Source organism: Acinetobacter sp. WCHAc060006, from assembly GCF_004209135.1.
Taxonomy (GTDB): Bacteria; Pseudomonadota; Gammaproteobacteria; order Pseudomonadales; family Moraxellaceae; genus Acinetobacter; species Acinetobacter cumulans.
The window spans coordinates 35,846-51,986 of sequence record NZ_SGSS01000001.1 but is presented as its reverse complement, the minus strand read 5'-3'; the positions used below and the strand labels follow the sequence as shown (position 1 = coordinate 51,986).

Sequence of the window (16,141 nt, the reverse complement as noted above, 5' to 3'; positions counted from 1 at the left end):
ATAAGCAAAAAAAGAGCAAAACAATATGCAATCGAGCGATATCCAAAATACGCAAAATAACCGCACGAAAGTCGCTATCATTGGCGGAGGCTTTGGTGGTATAGCTATGGCTATTCGACTTTTACAAAACAATATCAACGACTTTGTAATTTTAGAAAAAGCCACAGATTTTGGTGGGACTTGGCGTGAAAACCAATATCCTGGTGCTGCTTGTGATGTGCAATCACACATGTACTCGCTTTCATTTGCTCCTAAAAAGGATTGGTCTAAGCGCTACGCCGAAGCCCCAGAGATTTTTGCCTACATTCAAAGTTTAATTCAAGAGTTTCAACTCAAGAAGTACACTGAACTAGACTGCGAGGTACTCGGTGCACAGTACAATGAAGAACGCTGTGAGTGGCAATTAACTTTAAACAAAGAACGCCAATTGACGGCGCAATATTTGATTTTTGCCTCAGGCCCTTTACATGTACCACAAATCCCACATATCTCAGGCATAGAAAAATTTAAGGGTAAAGTCTTCCATTCTTCTCAATGGGATCACCAATACGACTTACATGGAAAAAATGTTGCCTCTATTGGTACAGGTGGTAGCGCAATACAATATATTCCTGAAATTGCCCCACAAACCAAACAACTCTATGTATTCCAACGTACCGCTGCTTGGGTCATTCCACGTGACGAACGCGAATACAACCAACTTGATCAAACTCTATTTAACAAATACGAGTGGTTTAGAAAACTACATCGCGCACGCTTATATTGGAGTAACGAGTCCCGCGTGATGCCAATTGTTAAACCTAAAATAATGAAATATGGCCAAAAACTTGCTGAAGCTTTTATTCGTTATCAAGTTAAAGACAAAACCACTGCTAGGCAATTAACGCCGAATTTTGTGATGGGCTGTAAGCGTATTTTAATTTCTAATAAATATTTCCCTACATTTAATCGACAAAATGTAGAACTCATAACAACCGCTATTCAGGAAATTACCGAAGACAGTATTATTACCAAAGATGGCCAAAAACGCCCTATTGACTGTTTAATTTATGGAACAGGCTTTATTACCGATCCACGCGTTTATATGAAATCATTTCAGTGCATTGGCCAAAATGGCTTAGCGCTCAGTGAAGCTTGGAAAGATGGTGCTGAAAGTTACTTAGGTGTGTGCACCAAAGGCTTTCCAAATTTATTTCAGTTACTCGGCCCGAACACGGTACTGGGTCATAATTCGGTTATTTTTATGATTGAAGCTCAGGTCAATTATATTTTACAAATGATCAATTTAGTGTCTAAAACCCAAAACCAAGCCATTGTGATTAAAGACCATATTCAAGACAAATTTAATGATGATGTTCAAGAGCAACTTAAAGGTACCGTTTGGCAATCTGGCTGCGTGAGCTGGTATCAACAAGATGGCGGCAAAAATTTTGCGTTGTGGCCAACCTATACATGGAAGTATTGGCTTCAAACCAAAACTCTCAATCCTGCGGACTACCTATTATTACAACAACAAAATCAAGCAGCTTAAATCTTAAGCTGTCATACTAAGCAGGTGTCCCATCACCTGCTGTTTTTGTTATGCAATCTCTTTGGTTGATTTTCCAACTGCTGTTCTGCCTATTTCTTGGCTTTGTTCTGGCACGTCGCTTACCACAAAATATTGAAAAAATTGGCTTTAAAATTCTTCCCTATTTTACCTATATTTTACTCATTGCTATTGCGATAGAATTTTCACAAACCTTACATCAGATTAATAATCCACAGCTTATTATTAGCAGTGCCGTGAGTATTGCCTTTGCAACATCGCTTGGTGCATTTGTTTGTTGCTATATACTATTTAAACTAATTGGCTATCAACCTACCCAAGGTAAAGTATCTACTGAACTTTTATTAAGTTCATTACTCAATATTAGCTATGCTTTTTTTGCACTTGCACTAGGTTATGCAGTTGCAGAACTGTTTAATTATATAAATATTCCTCTGCACATAAGTACGTGGCATTTACTGCTCGTCTTTATGTTTTTAATTGGCTTAGATTTAGCCTATTCACCACTCGATCGCTCTTGGCTTAATTGGAAAATACTGCTTGTGCCATTAGCCTGCATTATTGGCTCAGTTATTGGTGCGGTGGCTATTTCATACTTCCTGACCGAGCTACATCTTAAAGACCTCATTATGCTTTCACAAGGTTATGGTTTTTATTCAATGTCTGGCATTGTGGTCACTGAATTAAGAAATGCGCAACTTGGAAGCATTGCACTGATCAATGATTTATTTAGAGAAATATTTGCGATTCTCTTTATGTATTTGATTGGATGGCGCTATCCACGCTCTGCTATTTCATCTGCTGGGGCAACCGCCATGGATGTGACCTTACCCATGGTGAAACAAGCCTGCGGTAATGATTTTATTCCACATGCAATGGTCAGTGGTTTTGTACTTTCTGTTTTAGCACCCATTGCTGTTAGCGTACTGGCTGCGCTTTAATTGACTTAGCAATTTAAATGATAAGCCCTTATTTTCCAATAGGGCTTATCCAAACATTACAGTAAACGAGCTAATGAACAAATCAATTAGATGTTCAAATCAATACCACTAATCAAATCACCAACAATATCCACTGCTCCCTTTGCGATTTCAATAACATCAATACTTGAAGTCCAATCAGCAGAATCAGATTGCTTCTGTTCTTGCTCTAATTGCTCATTGTCCTGAACTTCAATATTTTGCAACCCGTCTAATGCGGGCTTATTTTTAGGGATTGTCATATCGCCAATTCACTATTTTAAGAATGAAAAGACCAATGTATAAAAAAAGCCCTTCTTATGAAAGGCCTTTTAGCATTCTAGATCAAATAACATAATTACCAAGTGAGGTAATTATCGAATGCAAAAATTATAGTGTTGCTAAAATATCTTTTAATGTTTGACGTGGATTTTCAGATTTTGTAATCGGGCGACCAATCACCAAATGCGTAGAACCATCTAGCATTGCTTGCTTTGGTGTCACAATACGCTTTTGATCATCTGCATTTGAGCCTTCAGGACGGATACCAGGGGTTACTAAAGCAAAATCTTTCCCTAGACTTTCACGTAGCATTTTCGCTTCTTGAGCCGAGCATACAACACCATCTAAACCACTGTCTTTGGTCAATTTAGCCAAGCGTTTAACATGCTCAAATGGTTCAACATCCAACCCTAAATCGGCAAGGTCCTCACGCCCCATAGAGGTTAATACAGTCACAGCAATTAATTGTGTATTGTAATTACCCGCTTTTAAGCGCTCTACGCAGGTCTCCATCATCTTACGGCCACCAGATGCATGAACGTTTACCATCCATACACCCATATCTGCTGCCGCACAAACAGCCTGCGCAGTGGTATTTGGAATATCGTGAAATTTTAAATCTAGAAATACTTCAAAGCCTTTATCATGCAAAGCTTTAACAACACTTGGACCCTCGTGGGTAAATAACTCTTTACCAACTTTTACTCGACACAGCGCTGGATCTAATTGTTCAGCAATTGTTAATGCGTCATATTGGCTTTTAGCATCTAAGGCAACAATGATACTCAAGAGACTACCCTTTTTTTGATTAAGACAAAAGAAAGCACATTATAGAGGCAATCTAATTCTGCAACCAAGCTTAAAACTTAGATTATCCAACTTTATCTCGTGCTGGCTTGATATTTTTATCAAGCACTGCATTGATCAACATAAAAAAAGCGCCCTAATGCATACTTAGAGCGCTCTAAAAATTTTATTAAGTCTGTTTCTTTAATCCGATTGGCTAAACAACTGTTTTAACTCAACCAGCTAGATTATAACGGGTTTGACGGTCGATCATCTGGATGAATATCCATCACAGTTTTTTCATGCCGTGTCACTGATGCAGCTTCCGCCGCAGCCAATTGTGCCGTTTGAATCTGTTCTTTACGTAGGCGATCTATGTCTTTACGTAGGCGTTTAATTTCCCAACTGTTTTGGAATACCCGGAAGATTTGAACTCCAAGTAATAATCCAAGAACAATACCCAATGCTAAAGTCAACAATAAGAGTAGACCTAAACGCATTGCTGGAACTTGTGTAAACAGAAGATCTACACTTAGTTCTGTACTATTCTGTAGTACCAGGAATAAAGAATATCCGAACAGCAGAATTAATAAAATAGCCAAGACATAACGCATAAACATCCCCGGATAGAATTATTTGTTTGCGGATTCGTTTACCGCATCACGTAAAGCCTTACCAGGTTTGAAGTGCGGAACAGCTTTTGCTGCAACCTCAACCGATCTACCCGTTTTTGGGTTACGACCTACACGTGGTTCACGATGATGCAATGCAAAACTGCCAAAGCCACGAATTTCAATACGATTGTCAGTTGATAAAGCTTCAATCATCTGATCAATCATAATTTTAACGGCCTCTTCAACCAGCGGTTCTGCTAAGTGCGGGTTTTTAAGAGAAATACGCTCTATTAAGTCAGACTTATTAAGTGCTTCCGTAGTCATCTGCGACCTCTTTAATTATCAAGCTACTTGGGAATCTATAGGCTGATAATAACCTGTTTAAATACAAAACGGTAGCGCAATAATTGATTACTACGCTACCGTTTACAGTAATTGTATAAAAAGTATGAGTTAATTTACATCAACTATACAATTCAAGCACTTACTTAGTTGCCCATTTGAGCTTTGATCAAATCACCAATAGTCTTAGGACCATTGTCTTGACCGTTAGCAGCTGTTTTCAAGTTAGCAACTGCTTCTTTTTCTTCAGCTTCGTCTTTCGCTTTGATAGACAAGTTGATAGAACGAGATTTACGATCTACGTTGATGATTTTAGCTTCAACTTCTTGACCAACTTCAAGGAACTTAGTTGCATCTTCAACGCGGTCGCGGTTGATTTCAGATGCTTTAAGAGTAGCTTCAACTTCGTCAGCTAACTTAACAGTTGCGCCACGAGCGTCAACAGCAGTTACAGTACCTTTAACAAGCGCACCGCGTTCGTTAGCAGCTAAGAAATCGTTGAATGGATCGCTGTTCATTTGTTTGATGCCAAGGCTGATACGGTTGCCTTCAGCGTCTACTGAAAGGATAACCGCTTCAACTGTGTCACCTTTCTTGTAACGACGGATAGCTTCTTCGCCTTGTTCGTTCCAAGAAATGTCAGACAAGTGAACTAGACCATCGATACCGCCTGGTAAACCGATGAAGATACCGAAGTCAGTGATTGACTTGATAGTACCAGATACTTTTTCGCCTTTGTCGTGGTTTTTAGCAAACTCTTCCCATGGGTTAGCACGAGTTTGTTTGATACCAAGAGAAATACGACGACGTTCTTCGTCAACTTCAAGAACCATAACGTCAACTTCGTCACCAATCTGAACAACTTTAGATGGGTGGATGTTTTTGTTAGTGTGGTCCATTTCAGAAACGTGTACTAGACCTTCAACGCCTTCAGCGATTTCTGCGAAACAGCCGTAGTCAGTAAGGTTAGTTACGCGTGCTTTAACGATAGAACCTTTAGGGTAACGGCTCATGATCGCTAACCATGGATCTTCGCCTAATTGTTTAAGGCCTAAAGATACGCGGTTACGTTCGCGGTCGAATTTAAGTACTTTAACAGTAACTTCTTGACCAACTTCAACAACTTCTGAAGGGTGCTTGATGCGTTTCCAAGCCATATCAGTGATGTGAAGAAGACCGTCGATACCGCCAAGGTCAACGAATGCGCCGTAGTCAGTAAGGTTCTTGATAGTACCAGTAACTGTTTGACCTTCTTCAAGCTGAGCAAGAAGAGCTTCACGGTCAGCTGAAGATTCAGCTTCCATAACAGCACGACGAGAAACAACAACGTTGTTACGTTTAGCGTCAAGTTTGATTACTTTGAATTCTAACTCTTTGCCTTCCAAGTGAGTAGTATCACGGATAGGACGAGTGTCAACTAAAGAACCAGGAAGGAACGCACGAACTGGACCGATGTCAACAGTGAAACCGCCTTTAACCTTACCAGAAATAACACCAGTAACGATTTCGCCGTCTTCAAAGATTTTTTCAAGTTTAGTCCAAGTTTCAGCGCGTTTAGCTTTTTCGCGTGAAAGAACTGTTTGACCCATACCGTTGTCAAGCGCTTCAACAACAACATCAACAGTGTCGCCAACTTGAACTTCAAGTTCGCGTTGTTCATTTAAGAACTCAGCACGGTCAACAACGCCTTCAGATTTAAGGCCAGTGTCAACTGTTACCCAGTCAGAGTCGATGCTTACTACAACGCCTTGGATGACAGCACCCTTTTCAACGTTGAGGTTTAATTCGCTTTCTTCAAAGAGGGCTGCAAAAGATTCGGTCATGATATTTCCGATAAGTCAGCGGTCTTGGATCAGACAAGGCCGGTTTAATTAAGCGTCTACATAGTCCATATTGAACTGATCAAGCTATGCTTCTGCTGAAAAATTCTTTAATTTGTTAATTGTTGATCGACATAATTTGTCATCAACTTGAATACATCATCAATGCTTAAATTAGAGCTATCGATAATATACGCATCCGAAGCAGGCTTGAGTGGCGCGACTGTGCGCTCCATATCTCGTTTATCGCGAGCTTCGATATTAACTAAAATGTCGTTTATTTTAGCATCCAGCCCCATCCCCTGCAACTGCTTTACACGACGCTGTGCACGAGATTCAGCCGATGCCGTCAAATATATCTTGGCTTGCGCCTCTGGAAAAATTGAAGTGGCCATATCACGACCATCAGCAACCAAACCAGGCGCTTGAGCAAATGCATGTTGACGCGCCAATAAAGCAGCTCTAAGTGCAGGAATTGCTGCAACTTTTGAAGCATACTCTCCCACGCGTTCAGTACGAATCTGTTGTGTTACATCAACTGATTCTAGTAATACCGTCATGCCAGTTTGAGTTGTAACAAACTGTATGTCTAAATTTGTTGCAATTTGGGTACAGGCTTCAAGTTCTGTATCTAACTTTTCAAGCAAGCCTTTATTAAACAATGACAGCCCCAGCAATCGATACAGCGCACCTGAATCCAATAAATGATATTGGTAATGCGACGCCAGTTTTGCCGCTAATGTGCCTTTACCCGAACCACTTGGCCCATCAATCGTAATAATATTTACTGTCATTGCCTTTTCCGCCATTCCCTATACAGTTTTTGCGAGTTTTGAAAAACCAAGTTTAATCGCTGATTTAAGCTGTGCAAGGATTAATTTACTGACAAAAGGTGCACGTGCTTGTAATTCAATCGTATAAGTCACTAAAGTTTTCTCACCATCAACGCGCTGAAATTGAATCACGCCCAAATGATGCTTCACCAATGGGTTTTTAATAATTTTATATTCAATACGTGAATTCGGCTCAAGCAGTGTAATTTGCTCTTGGAGTGGCTTAACTGGGCCAAACCCCATACGACGCACAGACCCAACTCCATCCGGACGCTCAGGATCTGCTGAATCTTTCACACGCACAACCTGCACTGGCGCAAAAGCCACGTTATAAGTTGCATGTTTAGACAATAGTTCAAATACCTGTTCTACTGGCGCATTAAATTCTTTTTGTATGGTAATAGAGTTCATAGTAGATCCTAAAAGTTATTGTGCTGTTTTATGAAATAGAAATAGCAAATATCATACGCTTTAGCCTTGATCATTTAAGGCCTTTTCTTGTAATTTTTGCTGTCTTTTCTGCTCACGACGCATTTTAAAAAACAGGCTGAGTTGCTCTGAACATTCGCTATGCAAAACACTCTGCTCAAATGCAAAGACATGATTGTAGTAACCCGTTTCAAAGAGTTTACGCGCACTAACCAATGAACCTGCTTTCGGCTCTGTCGCACCATACACCACACGTTGCACACGGGCATGAACTAAAGCACCCACACACATCGTACAAGGCTCAAGTGTGACGTATAGCGTCGCGTCATCTGGTAAACGGTAATTTTTAATCTGTTCACACGCTTGGCGAATTGCTTGTATTTCAGCATGTGCTGTCGGATCGTTTAAACCAATAGGTGCATTAAAGCCAAAACCAATCACTTGGTTTTGGCTCACAATAATCGCACCGACTGGAATCTCACCTTGTTTTGCAGCAGATGCAGCCTGATCAATCGCCAACTGCATCCAATATTCATCACTATAAAGTTCAAACTCAGTCATGCGAAATTAAATAACACCATAGTGTTTTAATAAAGCATTCCAGCTTTCATTTGATGTCACTGGAGGTTGATCTGCCAAAATCCCCTTTAATGACATATCTGCACCTTGCTTCCACTCAGGAGAAAGGTCTTTATCTACCAAGCGTGCACGCACACCCTCAACAAAGTCTGGGTGATTAATCTTCCAGTTTGAAATTTCAGTTTCAAGTTCAAACACTTCATTCCACGAATGAATTTGCTTACCCCATTGCCATAGCAACCAGCTCAATGCTGCTGTTGTTGGTGAACCTTTTTGCAAGTTTTCGCTGGCTTGACGCAACCAGTCACTTCGCGCATCACTCAAACCAACAATAGCTTCATAGTCATGCTCAAAATTCACACCACGACATACACTCTGAATCACATCAAGCGAGTTTTGAAGTGGACCTGGGCCGACTGGACGGTGCATGCTATTCAAAGTGTCATCAATTGCACGGAAATCGCCAGCTGGATAATGGCCCCAATCAATATTAATGACTTTATCAAGTACATTATCACGTTGTGCATCACAGATATGTGTTGCCCAACCAATACCATACGCACCTGCAGCAGTCATAATTGAACCAGTTAAACCTGTAAATAGGCCTATAGCACCACGGTCTGCTAAGAAGCGAGTTGCCCCCACATCTGGATATAAACCGATATTGATTTCAGGCATCGCCAAACGAGAATATGGTGTCACCAAGCGGAAAGGTGCCGCCATGAACAAGCCCAAGCCCCCACCCATGACATAACCTTCACCCCATACCAAAACGGGTTTAGCATAGTTATGCAATAACAAATCTAAAGCATATTCTTGTTCAAAAAACTTATTCGCAGTTGCTACTTCATCATTAATGACCAATTGACGTAGTTTGCGTACATCGCCACCTGCACAAAACGCTTTTGGTGTGGTTGAATCAAACCAAATCGCTTTCACACTACTATCACCATGGAAGTCTTCAAAAACTTCAAGCAAAGCAGTCACAATGGATTCATCTAATGCATGTAAAGATTTCGGACGGTTCAGGCGAACAATGCGCCAACCGTTTTTCGCTTCTTCTACAATTAAATCCGGATGGTAGTTTTTTGAAACGGGAGAATATGTCATGCGTCCAGCTGCCAATCAATAGGCTCAATGCCATGTTGTTTAAGATAATTATTAGATTTTGAGAACACTTTACAACCAAAAAAACCACCGCGGTTTGCAGCCAATGGTGATGGATGCGCGGCTTTTAACACCAAATGTTTATTTTGATCGATACGTTGTCCTTTTCGTTGTGCATACGCTCCCCAAAGAATAAAGACAACATGTTCACGCTGTTCATTCAATACATCAATTACATGATCTGTGAAATCCTCCCAGCCACGTTTTTGATGTGATGTTGGTTGACCAGCTTCTACAGTTAACACACTATTCAGCAATAACACACCTTGTTCTGCCCAACGTGTCAGATCCCCGTGCTTAGGTACTGTAATTCCTAAGTCACTTTGCAACTCATGGTAAATATTGCGCAAAGACGGCGGTAAAGGTACGCCTTTTTGCACAGAAAAACTTAAACCATGTGCTTGATTTGGACCGTGATATGGATCTTGCCCTAAAATAACCACTTTGACATTTGCCAAAGGTGTCGTATTTAGCGAATTAAAGATCAATGCATTTGGCGGATAAACCACTTTATCTGCTTTAATTTCTTGCACAAGAAAGTCTTTTAGCTCATCCATTTTTGGGCTAAGCAAAAACTCACTCAGTCCATATTTCCAGCCCGCATCAAGCTGAACTTTGTTTAGTTTCGCTTGTTGCTCTTCTGTAAAAGACATACTTGCTACCCAATCCTTTTTACTTTATATCATTGCTGTGTTGCATTAGATTTTAACTTGTAACTCTACCTGCGGGTTTTGAAATTTCAGACCTTTTTTCAGTTGTTCAAACATCTGGGGATTTGACCATTCTGCTTGAATTTGCTCAGAAAATACAATTTGCTCTAAATCCAAAACACCCATTTGTTCATTTTGAATATCTTCTAAAAAGCTTTGTGCATAGCCAGTATCTGTTTCATGCACAATGACAGAGTAAACTTCAACATCACCTTCACCATTTTGTGTTTCTGTCGATGCTAAAACTTGTTGTGCCAAATAAAAGAAAATACGCGAAAACTGTTCAGCTGACGGTGATACTGGTAATGATACCCAACGCGCACTAAATGTTTCACATGCTTGAATATATTCTTGACTGTCTTGATTCCAATAGCAAATCGCATGATCAAAACTATCATACAAGTCTTTGATCACACCTTTGAGCAAACCAAAATCGTAGACCATTTGCCCATGATCAAGTTTCGATGCTTTCAAAAGCAACTCTACTTTATAACTATGCCCATGAATGGAACGTTTACAACGATCTGATGTGCAATTACGCACAATATGCGCATTTTCAAACTTAAATAACTTACGAATTATCATGTGCCGTAATGCAATTAAAAATCTCTAGATGACCTATAATTATAAAGCAAAAGTAAATGTTTGAGCATTAATTTTACTGTTCACTATGATTGACAAAATACATCAGCCACACAAAGATTTTTTGACTAAAATGGCGCCATGCTCCGATAAGCCACATAGACATCTTTATCTTGTCTGATCATTTGCGAGCTAAACTGGCGTTTTCTCCCACCTAGTTCAACCTGAATTTTGGCTTTAAAACATTCAGACTGAACACCAAGCAAGGTATTCACTGCAGATTGTTTTTCTTCTGATACCTCTGAAAATGGTGCTAAAGCCCATAAATCCGAAACACTTTCAAAATGTTTTAAATTGGCTTGCTGTTGCTCGATAGCCTGCTTTACCGCATTCACATCAAGCTTTTCATCCAAACTCGCCAATAAAAATGCAGACGCTGTATTAATATTCACTTTACTGTCGTGACTTGGAATGGCTGTTACATAAGGTGCGATTAATTGATCTTTGCCTGCATCAAAACCACGAATTTGTTTTAATTCTGCCACATCATGAAATTTAGCATTGGGTGGCAATGAAGCATTTGCCATGCCTTGATAATAACTCGCTTCTGCACCCATTGAACCTAGAGGTTGATCATCCGAATCTTGCCAATCAATAACCGCCTCACTCAATTGAGCAGGAAGACCCCCACGCACCAAAATCCGCTCAAACCAAGCTTTGGCATTTTCATTGACCTGACCTTCGTTATTCACCAAGCTATTGAGGTTAAACTTACCTGATTCATCTTCTAAAACACCAGCCACTGAACCATCTTCAACGGGAAAAGCAGGCATAGGTTTAGCCCAGTTTTCTTGTAAGTGATCGACTTGTCCTGCATTTTCAGCATCGTCTTTTAAAAGTTCGGCAAAAAATGCTTCTGCACTTTTTGCATACAATAAAGACTGATTTTGACGCATCAAATAAGACGTGCTTTCTGCTGTATTGGCCTGTTGCTTGGCAATTCCTGCTGCTAAAATTGTCGCCAAGGCCACCATCACCAAAATGGTCAACAAGGCAACACCTTTTTGAGTTCCAACCTTAATGTGCATTAAGATGACACTCCTTGGTTACCATCTGGCGTGCTAACAGTTTTTTTCTCTTCTAAAAAGTCCGTATTGAGTAAACTAAAAATCCACTCATAACTTACACCATTTACTGTTAAGTTCAACTTAAGCCCGCGCGGTAAGCGTTGCTTTTCCGCATCACTACTTAAGTTGCCCACTGAATCTGGCCAAGTGGTGAGCTCATTGGGGTTTAATACTGTAATTTGATATTGCTCTACGCCATTGAGCAAAACACTACTGTCTGGCTGATCACGCCCAGATTGATTAATATTTGGATATTTTAAACGGTATAATTTCTGCTCATCTTGACGATAGACATATTCTACCCGCTCATCCGCAGCAACACCTTGATTAAGTGGGTCGGTTACCCCTGTTTTACTAAACGCCAATTTGTTATTTTGCAAAGTTAACGCTGCCTGCACCTGTCCAGCAATATTTGCAGTCAATGGCACAGCTTGCACTGTATCTCTTAATATTTGTTTGTAACTTTCTTGTAATTGTCCCAATTTGCTTTCATGCATTGCATTTTGAGTTTTGACTTTTGCAATATAATCAAACACTTTCCAACCCAGCGCAGATAATACCGCAAAAATTGCGATTGCAACCAACAACTCCACCAAGGTAAAACCCCATGCTTTTTTTAGTTTCATGAGCTTTTAATCCGATGATTAAAGAAAAGTAAGTTGGTCACACCTGATTCTACTTGCCCAGTTTCTGCATTTACTAAGCTCACATGCACATCAACACGTTGTACATTTGGGCTAATGGTGGATTGAGCGCTTTTATCAATTTGCCACGTTTCACCCTGCTGCGTCACTTGTTTAGACGATGTACCACTCATCCACTCTTGATTGATTTCCATCATGGCAATTTCATTCAGCGCAGTGAATTGTGCTTTGGTTCTTAAAACAGCATTTGATGTGGCTTGCGTGTATTGTCGTGCAACATTAGTCAAAGCAATCGCAACGACTGAAAATATTGCCAGCGCCACCATTACTTCCAACAAAGTAAACCCTTTAGCTTTCATCAACTATTTTACCTAAATGGTCTATTTCTATTTCTGAACCAATCGGTTGGTCATTTAAATAAAATTGCACTCTTACTGGTTTAGCCTCGCCATTACCCAACCAAATTAACTTAGGTGCGCTTTGCTTTAATAATTCAGAATTATTTGCATTACGATAGGCATGATCTAAAGCTTGAATACTTAATGACACATGATCCGGCAAAATGCGCGGCTCAAACTCCGAATAGGTTTTCCATTGATTATTTTGATTGTAAGACCCACTCGTTTGCTGAGTAGGTAAATATTCGACAACATTATACTGAAAATTAGCCACATCTGTTGCAGATTGCGGGTTTAAAGCCAATATCCGCGATTGATCATTGGCAACTCTTAACATCTTCTGCATATCCATGAGAAAGACTTCTCTGGCTTGCATGGCTTTACGCTGATCTGTACCACCAATATTCATCAATATCATGGAGGCTAAGATACCCATCACCACAATGACGACCATCACCTCAACTAAAGTAAAACCCTTGATGGATGATCGTCTTGGTGAGTTCATAGCATGCCTTTACGCAAATTGTGGAACAGCATGCGTCAGCTTAGGCAGGGCTAAAGCTTGATCGATGTAAGCAACCCTTAACGTATCTCTTGAACCTAGATAACGCTGATAGAAACTTGAGTTCAAAATTGCAGCAGCACCATGCGTAAGCGACCAAATTGAAGCCAAATAATCACGTACAACCATTTTACTTTCAATTAATGCTAAATAGCTTTCTGTCATTCGAATAATTAAGCGTAGACGTTGCTTACGAACTTGATAAAGCTCATTAAACAAATGCTGGATACCCACACCAGTTGTAGATAAACGCTCTTCAATTTGATGAAACAGCACAGTTCTTTCAGGATGATGTAAATGATGTAGCATAAAGAAAGCTAAATGCTCAGGGAATTGTTTATCTGTATCCTTGATCATTTCAAGCAACATGCGCTCATTACGAATAATGAGCAACATATATAATTCATCTTTACTTTGAAAGTGTTTATATAGAGTGCCTTTTGCTAAATCCAGCTCTGCCGCCAATGCATCTAGCGTCATCCCTGCTTCACCATTTTCAAGCAACAATTGCTCTGCAACTTGAAAAATTAACGCTTCTCTTGCTCTGAATTGAGCTTGACGATCCATCTTCACCCTATTAACTCTCTTATACGCTATATCATTCAATTTTTTACTTTTGCTTGAGGAGATTCTCAAAATTTTGCATCGTTATACGCGCAATCTCTTCAACGGGTTTATCATATACCTCACTTAATGCTTTGGCTACATAAGGCACATACTTTGGTTCATTAGACTTTCCTCTATAGGGCATAGGCGCCAAATAAGGACTGTCTGTTTCAATCAACACGCGATCGAGTGGAACTTGCTTAGCGACATCACGCAGATCTTGCGCATTTTTAAATGAAACGATGCCTGAAAACGATACATAATAACCGCAATCCAATACTGCTTTTGCAGTTTCCCAGTCTTCTGTGAAGCAATGCAAAATACCATGTGTCGATTTTTCAGCACGAATGATATCCACTGTATCGTGTTTAGCTGCACGAGTATGCACAACCACAGGCTTGTTCACTGCTTGCGAAGCATGAATATGGCGAGCAAAACATTCTTTTTGCTCTGTAACGAAGTCCGTACTGTGATAATAGTCAAGACCAGTTTCACCCAAAGCCCAAACTTTTTCGGGTTGTGCAAGTTCAATTAAATACTCTGTCGTCGCACGCGCCATGGTTTGAGCATCTTCGCATGGATGCACACCTACGGTATAACCTACATCTGCATGTCGGGCTGCAATTTTAGCCAGCTCAATGTGATCGTCCAAATCAACCGATATACTCATAAATTTTGAAACACCCGCTTCGCGGGCTTGCGCCAATGCCAAATCCAAATCCCCACCATAAGGGCTTAAATCCAACATAATCAAATGGCAATGAGTATCTACAAACACAATGAAACCTATTCGCTAAAATTCAAATTCTACATAGTGTAACTTCTACGCCCTTCAGTTTTAAGCCCTGTAAGTAATCGTTCTGTTTCAGAACGGAAGTAAACGCCTTTTTCACCGCTCAATTGAATCCCAAAACCTTGAGGTTTCACCCCATTTTGTTTATGGGAAATCCAGATCACCTTACCTGTTAAGGGTACTTTTTGTGTTTGCTCAGGCAATGTCGCCAAAATAAAAACTTCCTCACCCATTTTAACTGGCTGATTTGACGGCACAAATAAACCACCACCAGAAACATAAGGCATATAACATGCAAAAAGTGTATCTACATCTGGGATATTCGCCTGAATAATTCCGCCCATACGTGGCTGCATCCTTTTCCCCTTTTTATATATTCATTAATTTGATGCACAGCTGATCGAGCACAAGATTGGTTTGTACATTTTGCTCAATAAACCGCTTAGATTGCTGAAAATCAGCATAAATACCAAACAACGCTTCTAAAGAATACTGCGCTGGTAAATCACTATAATTCAAATCAATATTTTTAATTGATTGATTTAGCTTGACACAAATTATATCGGACAACAAGTATTCAAACATTTGACTAAAATCACTAAAACTTAGTGCTTTGTTCCATTTGGTCGCAATTGCCATCGGCATATTTTTCTGTTTGATCAGTTTTTGCCAATCATCAACAAAGTCTTGTCTTAATGTTAACCATTCACACTCTGCTAGATTCACAGCGCGCAATGGCATTTGATCGGACAAATTCATCAACAACTCATGACTAAACTGCTCCGTAGCAATATTTTCTTGTAAAAACTGCTCCGACTGTGCTGGGCTTATTCGATCAAGCGCAAAGTGCTGTAAACGACTACGAATCGTTGCTGGCAATTTTAAGTAATGATCTGCCAACAGAATAATGACAATACGCTCACCAGGCTCTTCTAAGGTCTTGAGTAAAGCATTAGAAGAAGCAGTATTTAATGCTTCTGCTGGTTCAATAACAATGACACGCCAACCGTCTACCGTTTGTTGCACAAAAGGTAAAAGATCTCGAATTTTTTCAATTTTAATCTTGGCGTTTTGTTTTTTATTGTCTTCATCTGTACTAATGTGCACATAATTTGGATGTGTATCAGACTTTAGCCACTGACAACTACCACACTCACCACATGCATAGCGATGGCTATCACGATTTTGACAAAGCACCCAAGCGACAAATGACTGTGCAAATGTTTCTTTTCCACAGCCATTTTTGCCATAAAACAATAAACCGTGCCCAATTTGTGGAAAACGACTGGTTAAGGTGTGCCAGACATTTTCCTGCCAAGGGTATACAGGTGCTTTTACATCATTTTGCATGGATAATTA

At 40.0% G+C, this 16,141-nt stretch carries 21 protein-coding genes; 2 read left to right on the top strand and 19 right to left on the bottom strand.

Annotated features, from left to right (window positions below):
- Nucleotides 1-25 precede the first annotated feature (25 nt).
- Nucleotides 26-1,531 carry a flavin-containing monooxygenase gene (locus tag EXE29_RS00270; protein WP_106985788.1) on the top strand — a complete coding sequence of 502 codons (1,506 nt, stop codon included), beginning with the start codon at nucleotides 26-28 and terminating at the stop codon, nucleotides 1,529-1,531.
- 50 nt (nucleotides 1,532-1,581) lie between these two features.
- On the top strand, nucleotides 1,582-2,490 hold the full coding sequence (locus tag EXE29_RS00265; protein ID WP_120363607.1) for a LysO family transporter: 909 nt from the start codon (nucleotides 1,582-1,584) through the stop codon (nucleotides 2,488-2,490).
- A gap of 86 nt (nucleotides 2,491-2,576) precedes the next feature.
- On the opposite strand, the gene EXE29_RS00260 is transcribed toward EXE29_RS00265, so the two are convergent.
- From EXE29_RS00260 to EXE29_RS00170, 19 genes are all read right to left on the bottom strand, one after another.
- A complete protein-coding gene (locus tag EXE29_RS00260) occupies nucleotides 2,577-2,771 on the bottom strand; it encodes a hypothetical protein (RefSeq protein WP_106985790.1) in 195 nt (64 codons plus the stop codon).
- A 127-nt stretch (nucleotides 2,772-2,898) separates the two neighbouring features.
- Nucleotides 2,899-3,579, bottom strand: coding sequence for an orotidine-5'-phosphate decarboxylase (pyrF, locus tag EXE29_RS00255; protein WP_106985791.1), 681 nt, complete (start codon nucleotides 3,577-3,579; stop codon nucleotides 2,899-2,901).
- 245 nt (nucleotides 3,580-3,824) lie between these two features.
- Nucleotides 3,825-4,190, bottom strand: a complete 366-nt coding sequence (locus EXE29_RS00250) for a lipopolysaccharide assembly protein LapA domain-containing protein (RefSeq protein ID WP_120363606.1) — start codon at nucleotides 4,188-4,190, stop codon at nucleotides 3,825-3,827.
- A gap of 18 nt (nucleotides 4,191-4,208) precedes the next feature.
- On the bottom strand, nucleotides 4,209-4,514 hold the full coding sequence (locus tag EXE29_RS00245; protein WP_106985793.1) for an integration host factor subunit beta: 306 nt from the start codon (nucleotides 4,512-4,514) through the stop codon (nucleotides 4,209-4,211).
- 164 nt (nucleotides 4,515-4,678) lie between these two features.
- On the bottom strand, nucleotides 4,679-6,355 hold the full coding sequence (gene rpsA / locus EXE29_RS00240) for a 30S ribosomal protein S1 (RefSeq protein ID WP_106985794.1): 1,677 nt from the start codon (nucleotides 6,353-6,355) through the stop codon (nucleotides 4,679-4,681).
- 107 nt (nucleotides 6,356-6,462) lie between these two features.
- Nucleotides 6,463-7,146, bottom strand: coding sequence for a (d)CMP kinase (cmk, locus tag EXE29_RS00235; RefSeq protein WP_117007573.1), 684 nt, complete (start codon nucleotides 7,144-7,146; stop codon nucleotides 6,463-6,465).
- An 18-nt stretch (nucleotides 7,147-7,164) separates the two neighbouring features.
- On the bottom strand, nucleotides 7,165-7,596 hold the full coding sequence (locus tag EXE29_RS00230) for an SRPBCC family protein (RefSeq protein ID WP_106985795.1): 432 nt from the start codon (nucleotides 7,594-7,596) through the stop codon (nucleotides 7,165-7,167).
- A gap of 60 nt (nucleotides 7,597-7,656) precedes the next feature.
- The gene (gene tadA, locus EXE29_RS00225) at nucleotides 7,657-8,175 is read right to left on the bottom strand and encodes a tRNA adenosine(34) deaminase TadA (protein ID WP_106985796.1); all 519 of its coding nucleotides are present in this window, start codon (nucleotides 8,173-8,175) and stop codon (nucleotides 7,657-7,659) included.
- Between the two features lie 6 nt (nucleotides 8,176-8,181).
- Nucleotides 8,182-9,303: an enoyl-CoA hydratase/isomerase family protein gene (locus EXE29_RS00220; protein ID WP_106985797.1), complete on the bottom strand. Its 1,122-nt coding sequence runs from the start codon at nucleotides 9,301-9,303 to the stop codon at nucleotides 8,182-8,184.
- Nucleotides 9,300-10,013 (bottom strand): uracil-DNA glycosylase, encoded by a 714-nt coding sequence (gene ung, locus EXE29_RS00215; RefSeq protein ID WP_120363605.1) that lies wholly within the window; start codon nucleotides 10,011-10,013, stop codon nucleotides 9,300-9,302. Before ung ends, EXE29_RS00220 begins: the two co-directional genes overlap by 4 nt.
- A 45-nt stretch (nucleotides 10,014-10,058) precedes the next feature.
- Complete coding sequence (locus EXE29_RS00210; RefSeq protein ID WP_120363604.1) at nucleotides 10,059-10,655, bottom strand: 6-pyruvoyl trahydropterin synthase family protein; 597 nt, start codon at nucleotides 10,653-10,655, stop codon at nucleotides 10,059-10,061.
- A gap of 125 nt (nucleotides 10,656-10,780) precedes the next feature.
- Nucleotides 10,781-11,740 carry a type II secretion system minor pseudopilin GspK gene (gene gspK, locus EXE29_RS00205; RefSeq protein WP_120363603.1) on the bottom strand — a complete coding sequence of 320 codons (960 nt, stop codon included), beginning with the start codon at nucleotides 11,738-11,740 and terminating at the stop codon, nucleotides 10,781-10,783.
- A complete protein-coding gene (locus EXE29_RS00200; RefSeq protein ID WP_120363602.1) occupies nucleotides 11,740-12,405 on the bottom strand; it encodes a type II secretion system protein GspJ in 666 nt (221 codons plus the stop codon). The genes gspK and EXE29_RS00200 overlap by 1 nt, the downstream gene beginning before the upstream one ends.
- Nucleotides 12,402-12,782: a type II secretion system minor pseudopilin GspI gene (gene gspI / locus EXE29_RS00195; protein ID WP_120363601.1), complete on the bottom strand. Its 381-nt coding sequence runs from the start codon at nucleotides 12,780-12,782 to the stop codon at nucleotides 12,402-12,404. The genes EXE29_RS00200 and gspI overlap by 4 nt, the downstream gene beginning before the upstream one ends.
- Complete coding sequence (locus EXE29_RS00190; protein ID WP_120363600.1) at nucleotides 12,772-13,326, bottom strand: prepilin-type N-terminal cleavage/methylation domain-containing protein; 555 nt, start codon at nucleotides 13,324-13,326, stop codon at nucleotides 12,772-12,774. Before EXE29_RS00190 ends, gspI begins: the two co-directional genes overlap by 11 nt.
- Before the next feature lie 9 nt (nucleotides 13,327-13,335).
- Entirely contained in the window at nucleotides 13,336-13,950 is a 615-nt protein-coding gene (locus EXE29_RS00185; RefSeq protein ID WP_106985804.1) for a TetR/AcrR family transcriptional regulator, read from the bottom strand.
- A gap of 43 nt (nucleotides 13,951-13,993) precedes the next feature.
- Nucleotides 13,994-14,767 carry a TatD family hydrolase gene (locus EXE29_RS00180; RefSeq protein WP_120363599.1) on the bottom strand — a complete coding sequence of 258 codons (774 nt, stop codon included), beginning with the start codon at nucleotides 14,765-14,767 and terminating at the stop codon, nucleotides 13,994-13,996.
- 29 nt (nucleotides 14,768-14,796) lie between these two features.
- Complete coding sequence (locus EXE29_RS00175; protein WP_106985806.1) at nucleotides 14,797-15,138, bottom strand: PilZ domain-containing protein; 342 nt, start codon at nucleotides 15,136-15,138, stop codon at nucleotides 14,797-14,799.
- A 13-nt stretch (nucleotides 15,139-15,151) separates the two neighbouring features.
- Nucleotides 15,152-16,132 carry a DNA polymerase III delta subunit-related protein gene (locus tag EXE29_RS00170; protein WP_120363598.1) on the bottom strand — a complete coding sequence of 327 codons (981 nt, stop codon included), beginning with the start codon at nucleotides 16,130-16,132 and terminating at the stop codon, nucleotides 15,152-15,154.
- Nucleotides 16,133-16,141: the final 9 nt, after the last annotated feature.

Coding starts and splice junctions, on each gene's coding strand:
- EXE29_RS00260 (WP_106985790.1), bottom strand. CDS start 2,771: ATGACAATCCCTAAAAATAAGCCCGCATTAGACGGGTTGCAAAATATT.
- EXE29_RS00170 (WP_120363598.1), bottom strand. CDS start 16,132: ATGCAAAATGATGTAAAAGCACCTGTATACCCTTGGCAGGAAAATGTC.
- gspK (WP_120363603.1), bottom strand. CDS start 11,740: ATGCACATTAAGGTTGGAACTCAAAAAGGTGTTGCCTTGTTGACCATT.
- EXE29_RS00220 (WP_106985797.1), bottom strand. CDS start 9,303: ATGACATATTCTCCCGTTTCAAAAAACTACCATCCGGATTTAATTGTA.
- EXE29_RS00245 (WP_106985793.1), bottom strand. CDS start 4,514: ATGACTACGGAAGCACTTAATAAGTCTGACTTAATAGAGCGTATTTCT.
- EXE29_RS00230 (WP_106985795.1), bottom strand. CDS start 7,596: ATGAACTCTATTACCATACAAAAAGAATTTAATGCGCCAGTAGAACAG.
- EXE29_RS00185 (WP_106985804.1), bottom strand. CDS start 13,950: ATGGATCGTCAAGCTCAATTCAGAGCAAGAGAAGCGTTAATTTTTCAA.
- ung (WP_120363605.1), bottom strand. CDS start 10,013: ATGTCTTTTACAGAAGAGCAACAAGCGAAACTAAACAAAGTTCAGCTT.
- cmk (WP_117007573.1), bottom strand. CDS start 7,146: ATGACAGTAAATATTATTACGATTGATGGGCCAAGTGGTTCGGGTAAA.
- EXE29_RS00270 (WP_106985788.1), top strand. CDS start 26: ATGCAATCGAGCGATATCCAAAATACGCAAAATAACCGCACGAAAGTC.
- gspI (WP_120363601.1), bottom strand. CDS start 12,782: ATGAAAGCTAAAGGGTTTACTTTGTTGGAAGTAATGGTGGCGCTGGCA.
- EXE29_RS00250 (WP_120363606.1), bottom strand. CDS start 4,190: ATGCGTTATGTCTTGGCTATTTTATTAATTCTGCTGTTCGGATATTCT.
- EXE29_RS00210 (WP_120363604.1), bottom strand. CDS start 10,655: ATGATAATTCGTAAGTTATTTAAGTTTGAAAATGCGCATATTGTGCGT.
- EXE29_RS00190 (WP_120363600.1), bottom strand. CDS start 13,326: ATGAACTCACCAAGACGATCATCCATCAAGGGTTTTACTTTAGTTGAG.
- tadA (WP_106985796.1), bottom strand. CDS start 8,175: ATGACTGAGTTTGAACTTTATAGTGATGAATATTGGATGCAGTTGGCG.
- EXE29_RS00200 (WP_120363602.1), bottom strand. CDS start 12,405: ATGAAACTAAAAAAAGCATGGGGTTTTACCTTGGTGGAGTTGTTGGTT.
- EXE29_RS00265 (WP_120363607.1), top strand. CDS start 1,582: ATGCAATCTCTTTGGTTGATTTTCCAACTGCTGTTCTGCCTATTTCTT.
- EXE29_RS00175 (WP_106985806.1), bottom strand. CDS start 15,138: ATGCAGCCACGTATGGGCGGAATTATTCAGGCGAATATCCCAGATGTA.
- rpsA (WP_106985794.1), bottom strand. CDS start 6,355: ATGACCGAATCTTTTGCAGCCCTCTTTGAAGAAAGCGAATTAAACCTC.